Below are 8,698 nucleotides of genomic sequence, written 5' to 3' on the forward strand. Positions count from 1 at the left end.
GTCTACAACCACAACAGCGGCCAGGTGACCACCTACGGCCGGGCCACCGGGGAGGGCGGCGGCACGGTCGGCCATGTCGGCAACGACGTCTATGCCGGCAAGGACGGCAATGTCTACCGCAACACCGGCGACGGCTGGCAGAAAGCCACGCCGGGCGGCTGGGAGGGCCGGGCGGCAGGCGGCGAGCAGGGTTTCTCGCAACTCGACAGCGAGCGCAGCGCGCGCGACTTCGGCGCCCAGCGCACGGGTGAGCTGCACCAGTCGTCGATGAACATGAACCGTTCGTTCAGCGGCGATTCCCACGCCGGGGGATTCGGCGGCGGCGGCGAGTTTCGCGGCGGTGGCGGCGGCTTCCGTGGCGGTGGTGGTGGCTTCCGCCGCCGATAGGCCCGAGAATCCATGGAGCCCAGACCATGAACGCCCGCGTCACGCACACGCTGCGGCGCTTGCTGTCCGCCGCCTTGCTGCTTGCCGCAGCCGCGGTCGCGCAGGCGCAGGGACTGCCGTCGTGGAACGACGGCGCGGCCAGGCAGTCGATCCTGAAGTTCGTGGCCGACGTCACGACCCCGGGCGCGCCGACCTTCGTGCCGCCGGCCGAGCGCATCGCGGTCTTCGACAACGACGGCACGCTGTGGATCGAACAGCCGGTCTACGTGCAGTTCGCCTTCGCGCTCGATCGCGTGAGGGCGCTGGCGCCGAAGCACCCGGAGTGGAAGACCACGCCGCCCTTCGATGCGATCCTGAAAGGCGACCTGAAGGCCTTCGCGGCTTCGGGCGAGAAAGGCCTGATGCAGGTGATGGCCGCGACCCATGCCGGCATGACGACCGAGCAGTTCGCGGACACCGTGGCGCAATGGCTCGCGCAGGCCCGCCATCCGCGCTTCAAGCGGCCCTATGAGGAGCTGGTCTACCAGCCGATGCTGGAACTGCTCGCCTACCTGCGCGAGAACGGCTTCAAGACCTTCATCGTCTCGGGCGGCGGCGTCGAGTTCATGCGCGTCTTCACCGAGAAGGTCTACGGCATCCCGCCCGAGCAGGTGGTGGGCTCGACCGGGCAGCTGGCCTTCAAGAAGGGCAGCGACGGCCGGCCGGTGCTGCTCAAGCTCGCGAAGATCGACCTGGTCGACGACCATGCGGGCAAACCGGTGGGCATCCAGCGCTTCATCGGCCGGCGCCCGATCCTCGCCTTCGGCAATTCCGACGGCGACCAGCAGATGCTCGAGTGGACCGCCGCCGGCGCCGGGCTGCGCTTCATGGGGCTGGTGCATCACACCGACGCCGGGCGCGAGTACGCCTACGACCGCGCCTCGCACATCGGACAGCTCGACAAGGCGCTCGACGAGGCGAAGGCCAGGGGCTGGACCGTGGTCGACATGAAACAGGACTGGAACAAGGTGTTCCCGTTCGACAAGTAGACAAAATCAAGGAGGGGCATCCCATGCTCGGAACCAACTCGCTGCTCGGCCTGGGCGGCATCTTCACGGTGCTGTTCGTCATGCTGGGGCCGCTCAAGATCATCGGGCCGTTCGCCAAGCTCACCCATGGGTTCGACGAGAAGGCGTTGCGTGAAATCGCTTTGCGCACCTTCGCCATCGCCTTGGCGGCGGTGGTCCTGGGCGCCCTGATCGGGCAAGTGCTCCTGCGGAACTGGGACATTCCGGTGCCGGCGCTGCTGCTGGCAGGCGGCCTGATCTTCTTCGTCGTCGGCATGCGCATGGTGCTGGCGCAATACCAGCCCGGCCATGCGTCGCCGGAGGAGTTGCCGTCATCGCCCGCCGCAGCGGCGATGCGGATCACCTTTCCGACCGTGGTCACGCCCTACGGGATCGCGGCGCTCATCGTGCTGCTGGCCAACAGCCACACCATCGAGCGCACGCTGACCATCTTCGCGTTGCTCGGCGGCGTGATGCTGCTGAACCTGCTCGCCATGCTTTATGCGCGGCGCATGCTGGGCGGGGTCGCCGCCATGGTGCTGGAGATTCTCGGCGCGGTGCTGGGGGTGCTTCAGGTGGCCCTGGCGGTGAGCATCATCTTCGTCGCGCTGCGCGAACTGGGAGCATTGAATGCCGGATGACAAATCATGGGTCGACCCGGGGTCGGCGTCGGACCGCGCTTCGGTCGAACTGTCGTCCCGTCGAACCGGGATGTCCTTCCAGCGCACGCGCATGAGCGCGGAGCGCACGCTGATGTCGGTCATACGGACCTCGCTGTCACTGATCGGCTTCGGCTTCACGCTCTTCCAGGTGTTCCAGAAGCTGCACGACGCCGAGGTGCTCAAGAGCAGCCTGGCGCCGCGCCGCTTCGGCGAGGCGCTGGTCGTGATCGGGATCGCCATGCTGATCTCGGGCATCGCCTACCACTGCGTTTTCATGCTGGGGCTGCGCGCAGAGCGCAAGACGCTGAAGAGCCAGGGGCTCATCCATGCCGAGAGCCAGTTTCCGCTCTCCCTGACACTGGTCGTGGCGCTGCTGCTGCTGGTCCTCGGCTTCCTGGCCATCTTCAGCATGGTCTTCGATACCGGGCCCTTTTGACCGAGACCTCATGATCGATTCCCGCGCACGCACCATGCTCGCCCTCGCGGCGCCCGCTGTCATCGTCGGCATGGCGGCCGCCCTCATCCTGCTGGTCGTGGTGCTCGCAGCCAACCTGCTTCAGCGCTTCCTCTGGCAGACGCTGCCGCCGATGGTCGGCGCTTCGGGCACCGCGTGGTGGTGGGTCCTCGGCGTGCTGACGCTCACCGGGCTGGCGGTCGGCCTGGTGGTGCGCTTTCTGCCCGGACACGCCGGCCCGGACCCCGCGACCGTCTCGCTGTTCGGCCCACCCACGGCGGTCGGTGTGCTGCCGAGCCTCGCGCTGGCGCTGATCCTGGCGCTGGCCGGCGGCGTGAGCCTGGGGCCGGAAAACCCGATCATCGCGATCATCGTCGGCCTGACGGTGGCGGTCGGCGCGCGGCTGATGCCGAAGGTGCCGGCCAAGGGCTGGGTGATGCTCGCGGCGGCCGGCACCATCGGCGCGATGTTCGGCACGCCGGTCGCCGCGGCGCTGCTCTTCTCCGAGATGGTCGGCCGCGGCGGCAACGACAAGGAAAAGCCGATCTGGGACGAGCTTTTCGCGCCGCTGGTGGCCGCGGGCGCCGGAGCGCTCACGATGTCGCAGTTCGAGGAGATGAATTTCTCGCTGCCGGTGGAGCCCTATCTTCATCCGACGATCCCCGACATCGGGCTGGGCATGCTCGTGGCCGTGGCGGCGGTCGCCATCGGGATGGCGGGCGTCTGGCTGTTTCCGCGGCTGCACAAGCTCTTTCGCGCCATGGGACACCCGGTGCTGGTCCTCACGCTGGGCGGCTTCCTGCTCGGCCTCCTGGCCATCGTCGGCGGCCCGATCACCATGTTCAAGGGCCTGGCCGAGATGAAGACGCTGGCGAGCACGGCGGGCAGCTACAGCGCGTCCGGGCTGGCCATGATCGTCATCATCAAGCTCGCGGCCGTGCTGATCGCAGCCACCTGCGGCTTCAGGGGCGGGCGCATCTTTCCGCTGGTCTTTGTCGGCGTCGCCTTCGGCCTGCTCGTGCACGAGCTGTTCCCGGTCGTTCCCATGGCCCTGGCGATCGCCTGCTCGGTGCTCGGCTTCACGCTGGTGGTCACGCGCGATGGCTGGCTCAGCCTCTTCATGGGCGCGGTGATGATCCCCGGCATCGAGTTGCTGCCGCTGCTGTGCGTGGTTATCCTGCCGGCGTGGCTGGTTCTCGCCGGACGCGCCGAGATGCTGATCAGGGCACCTGCCCCATCGACCGCCGAAAGCTGAGGGAGTCTCCATGCGCCGAACGATGAGTGGGTACAGGGCTTTTCTCGCTGCGCTGCTGGTCGTGGCACTGCTGGCCGCTTGTTCCGGGAAGGAAACGGAGAAGCCGAAGCCGCCGCCCACCGAGGTCGAGGTGCAGGTCGTCAAGACGCAGACCGTGCCGGTGATCTTCGAGTTCGTGGGGCAGACCGAGAGTTCCCAGCAGGTCGAGATCCGGGCCCGCGTCAACGGCTTCCTCGAGCGGCGGGTCTACACCGAAGGCGCCTTCGTCAAGACCGGCGAAGTGATGTTCCTGATGGATGCCAAGCCCTTCGAGGCCAGCCTGAAGGCGGCCCGGGCCGAACTGGCGCAACAGCAGGCCCGTCTGAGCACGGCACGCGCCAACCTGGCGCGCGTGAAGCCTCTGGTGGCGGACGAAGCGCTGGCGGTCAAGGACCTCGACGATGCCACCGGACAGGAGCAGGGCGCCGCCGCGGCGGTCGAAGCCGCTGCGGCCAAGGTCACCGATGTGCAGTTGAACCTCAGCTACGTGACCATCACCTCGCCAGTCGATGGCCTCTCGTCCTTCGCCAAGGTCCAGGACGGCGCCTACATCAGCGCGCAGAACAGCTTGCTCACCTACGTGGCAAAGCTCGATCCGATGCGCGTCAACTTCAGCCTGTCCGAGAACGAGTCGCTGCGCGTCCAGGACGAGATCGCGAAAGGCAAGCTCTTGAAGGCGCCGGCCGACGACTACGGCGTTGAACTGCTGCTGGCCGACGGATCGACCTTCCCGGCCCAGGGGCGCATCACCTTCGCCGATGCCGCCTTCAGCCAGGAGACCGGCACCTTCCTGCTGCGGGCCGAGCTGCCCAATCCCAAGGGCCAGTTGCGCCCCGGCCAGTTCGTGCGTGTCAAGGTGTCCGGCTTCACCCGGCCGAACTCGATCGTGGTGCCGCAGCGGGCGGTGCAGCAGGGCCCGCGCAGCCAGTTCGTCTGGACGGTCGACGCCGAGGGCAAGGCGATCCAGCGACCGGTGGAAGCCGGCGACTGGCTCGGCGATCAATGGCTCGTGACCAGCGGCCTCAAGAACGGCGAGCGGGTGGTGGTCGACGGCTTCATGCGGCTGGCGCCCGGGGTCATGGTGAACGCGAAGGAAGTGCCCGCGCCACCGCTGCCGGAGCACAAGCCGCTGGCGATGGCCGCCTCGGCAGCCTTGCCTTCGGTGTCGGCCAAGCCGCCATCCCCGGGCGCCGCTTCCGCGCCGCCCGCCGCCTCCGCACCCGCGCCCGCATCCGCGCCCGCATCCGACAAGGATGCCGTTTACTTCGAGCGCGGCCGCGCCGTTCTCGACGCCACCGGCCGCGCGCGGCTGCTGGGCGTCGCCGCGACGCTCAAGTCCCGCCCCGCCTTGCGCGCCGAGGTGCAGGGCTATGTCGATGCCAGCGGCGATGCGGCGCTCAACAAGGCGCTGGCCCGGGAGCGCGCACAAACCGTGCGCGACGCGCTGATTGCCGCCGGCGTGCCGCCCGGGCGCATCGTCCTGCACGTGCCCTCGAACCTGGTGGGTTCCGAGTCGCCTGCGCTGGCACGCCGGGTCGACGTCGTGCTGGCGCAGACGCGATGAAGTTCGCCCACTTCTTCATCGACCGGCCGATCTTCGCGTCGGTCATCTCGATCATCATCGTGCTGGCCGGCGCGGTGGCGATGCTGAACCTGCCGATCGCGCAGTTCCCCGACATCACGCCGCCGCAGATCTCGGTCAGCGCCACCTATCCGGGCGCCAGCTCGGAGGTGGTGTCGCAGAACGTGGCGGCGCCGATCGAGCAGCAGGTCAACGGCGCCGACCGCATGATGTACATGAACTCGACCTCGAGCTCGACCGGCAACATGACGTTGTCGGTGTTCTTCGAGATCGGCACCGACCCGTCGCTGGCGCAGGTCGACGTGCAGAACCGGGTCAACCTGGCGTTGCCGACGCTGCCCTCGGCCGTCAGCAGCCAGGGCGTCTCGGTGGCCAAGAAGTCGCAGGCCTTCATGATGATCGTGGCGATCTATTCGCCCGACAACAGCCACGACCCGACCTACATCGCGAACTACGCCAACATCAACGTGCTGGACGCGATCAAGCGCGTGCCGGGCGCCAACCAGAGCTCGATCTTCGGCTCGCCCGACTACGCGATGCGCCTGTGGCTCAAGCCCGACCGCATGGCCGGCCTGGGCCTGACGGCGACCGACGTCCAGCAGGCGGTGGCGGCGCAGAACCAGCAGTACGCGGCCGGCCGGCTCGGCGCTTCGCCGACCGCGGCGCCGGTGCAGCAGACCATCCCGGTCACCACCTCGGGCCGGATGACCGAGCCCTCGCAGTTCGACAACATCATCCTGCGGGCCCAGCACGGCACCGGGGCCATCGTCCGGGTCAAGGACATCGGCCGCGCCGAGCTGGGCGCCAAGGACTACTCGATCCGCTCCAAGTACAACGGCAAGACCGCCACGCTGATCGCGATCTACCAGCAGCCCGGCGCCAATGCGCTGCAGGTCGCGACCGACGTGAAGAAGCTGCTCGGCGAAATGAAGCCCACCTTCCCCGAGGGGCTGGACTACGACATCGCGCTGGACACCACCGACTTCGTGCGCGAGTCGATCAACGAGGTGGTCCACACCTTCATCGAGGCGGTGGTCCTGGTCGTGCTGGTGGTCTTCCTGTTCCTGCAGAGCTTCCGGGCCACGCTGGTGCCGATCCTGGCGGTGCCGGTGTCGATCCTCGGCGCCTTCATCGGCATGACCGCGATGGGCTTCTCGATCAACATGCTGACCCTGTTCGGCATGGTGCTGGCGATCGGCATCGTGGTCGACGATGCGATCGTGGTGGTCGAGAACGTCGAGCGCAACATGGCCGAGTTCGGCCTCGGCCCGAAGGAGGCGGCGAAGAAGGCGATGGACGAGGTCAGCGGCCCGGTGGTCGCCATCGTGCTGGTGCTGTGCGCGGTGTTCATCCCGGTGGCCTTCCTCTCGGGGATCACGGGGCAGCTCTACAAGCAGTTCGCCATCACGATCGCGGTGTCGGTGGTGTTCTCGGGCCTGGTGGCGCTGACGCTGTCGCCGGCGCTGGCGTCCATTCTCCTGAAGCCGCCGAAGCCCGGCGAGCACGAGAAGAAGGGTTTCTTCGGCTGGTTCAACCGGCGCTTCGAGCACCTGACCGAGCGCTACACCTCGACCACCCGGCTGGCGATCCGGCGGGTCGGCTTTTCGCTGCTGCTGATCGTCGGCATGGTGGTCATCATGCTCGGGCTCTTCAAGAAGGTGCCATCGACCTTCCTGCCGGTCGAGGACCAGGGCTACATCTTCACCGCGGCGATCATGCCCGATGCGGCCAGCCTGGACCGCACCGAGGCGGTCACCGACCGCGCCCAGCAGTGGTTCAGCAAGCAGCCGTCCGTGCAGTCGGTGGCCTCGGTGCCCGGCTTCAGCCTGATCGACTCGCAGCTCAAGTCCAACGCGGGCGTGCTCTTCGTGTCGCTCAAGGGCTTCGCCGAACGGCAGGCGCCGGGCGACCGCGCCGATGCGCTGATCCGGGATGCCAGCGCCGAATTCGCGACCTTCAAGGAAGGCGTGCTGGTGCCGGTCAACCCGCCGTCGATTCCGGGACTCGGAACCACCGGCGGCTTCGAGTTCTGGGTCCAGAGCGAAGGCGACGCCAGCCTGCAGCGGGTCGAGGAGGTGACGCGCGAGTTCATCGCCAAGGCGCGCCAGCGGCCCGAGTTGCGCGGGGTCAACAGCACCATCAACACGCGCTCGCGGCAGTTGCTGGTCGATGTCGACCGCGACCGGGCCGAGAGCCTCGGCGTGCCGGTGCAGGAGGTGTACTCCACGCTGCAGACGCTGTTCGGCTCGCTCTACGTGAGCCAGTTCCCGAAGAACAGCCGGCTGTTCCAGGTGATCCTGCAGGCCGAGCCGGACTACCGCGCCAAGCCGGACGACCTGCAGAACATGTTCGTGCGCAACCGCGACGGCAAGATGGTGCCGCTGAAGGCCGTGGCGACGACCCGCTACGTGACCGGCGCCGACATCGTCACGCGCTTCAACAATTTCACCGCCGCCAAGATCACCGGCGATGCCGCGCACGGCTACAGCTCGGGCCAGGCGCTCGACGCCATGGAGGCGGTGGCCAGGGAGGTGCTGCCGCAGGGCTTCTCGTACGCCTGGTCGGGGCAGTCCTACGAGGAACGCAAGGCCGGCTCCACGGCCGGCATGGTGTTCGCCTTCGCGCTGGTGATGGTGTTCCTGATCCTGGCCGCGCAGTACGAGAAATGGACGCTGCCCATCGGCGTGCTGCTGGCGGTGCCGTTCGCGCTGTTCGGTGCCATCGCCGCGATCTGGATGCGCGGCATCCAGAACGACGTCTACTTCCAGATCGGCCTCACGGTGCTGATCGCGCTGGCGGCCAAGAACGCGATCCTGATCTTCGAGTTCGCGGTCGAGCTGCGCGAGAAGGAAGGCATGTCGGCCTACGAAGCGGCCGTCGGCGCGGCCAAGCTCAGGCTGCGCCCGATCATCATGACCTCGCTGGCCTTCATCCTCGGCTGCATCCCGCTGGCGATCGCGAGCGGCGCATCGGCCGCCAGCCGGCAGTCGCTGGGTACCGGCGTGATCGGCGGCATGCTCGGCGCGACGATGATCGCGATCTTCTTCATCCCGATGTTCTTCTGGGGCTTCGAGACGCTGAGCGAGCGGTCGGCGGCCAGGAAGGCGCCGGCCGGGCCGGCCGCGCCCGATGCGGGAGGTGCCGTCGATGCCCCGCATTGACCGGACCCGCATCGGCCGTGCCGGCATGGTCGCCGGACTCGCGGCCCTGCTCGCCGGCTGCATGCTCGGCCCGGACTACAAGCGGCCGGAGATGAGCATCCCGGCGCAATAC

6 protein-coding genes and 1 pseudogene are annotated in these 8,698 nt (G+C 68.1%); all 7 read left to right on the plus strand.

Annotated elements, in window-relative coordinates; genetic code table 11:
• Positions 1-387, plus strand: a pseudogene (locus AC1D2K_RS23410) (hypothetical protein); the annotation flags it as partial.
• 26 nt (positions 388-413) lie between these two features.
• Entirely contained in the window at positions 414-1,415 is a 1,002-nt protein-coding gene (locus AC1D2K_RS23415; RefSeq protein WP_478091360.1) for an HAD family hydrolase, read from the plus strand.
• Positions 1,416-1,438: 23 nt separating this feature from the next.
• Positions 1,439-2,074 carry a MarC family protein gene (locus AC1D2K_RS23420; RefSeq protein WP_478091361.1) on the plus strand — a complete coding sequence of 212 codons (636 nt, stop codon included), beginning with the start codon at positions 1,439-1,441 and terminating at the stop codon, positions 2,072-2,074.
• Positions 2,064-2,531, plus strand: a complete 468-nt coding sequence (locus AC1D2K_RS23425; protein ID WP_478091363.1) for a YidH family protein — start codon at positions 2,064-2,066, stop codon at positions 2,529-2,531. Before AC1D2K_RS23420 ends, AC1D2K_RS23425 begins: the two co-directional genes overlap by 11 nt.
• Positions 2,532-2,541: 10 nt before the next feature.
• Positions 2,542-3,804: an ion channel protein gene (locus AC1D2K_RS23430; RefSeq protein ID WP_478091365.1), complete on the plus strand. Its 1,263-nt coding sequence runs from the start codon at positions 2,542-2,544 to the stop codon at positions 3,802-3,804.
• A 10-nt stretch (positions 3,805-3,814) separates the two neighbouring features.
• On the plus strand, positions 3,815-5,407 hold the full coding sequence (locus AC1D2K_RS23435) for an efflux RND transporter periplasmic adaptor subunit (protein ID WP_478091366.1): 1,593 nt from the start codon (positions 3,815-3,817) through the stop codon (positions 5,405-5,407).
• Positions 5,404-8,586, plus strand: coding sequence for an efflux RND transporter permease subunit (locus AC1D2K_RS23440; protein WP_478091367.1), 3,183 nt, complete (start codon positions 5,404-5,406; stop codon positions 8,584-8,586). The genes AC1D2K_RS23435 and AC1D2K_RS23440 overlap by 4 nt, the downstream gene beginning before the upstream one ends.
• Positions 8,587-8,698 lie beyond the last annotated feature (112 nt).

This window comes from Variovorax sp. P1_H12_2 (assembly GCF_056405335.1).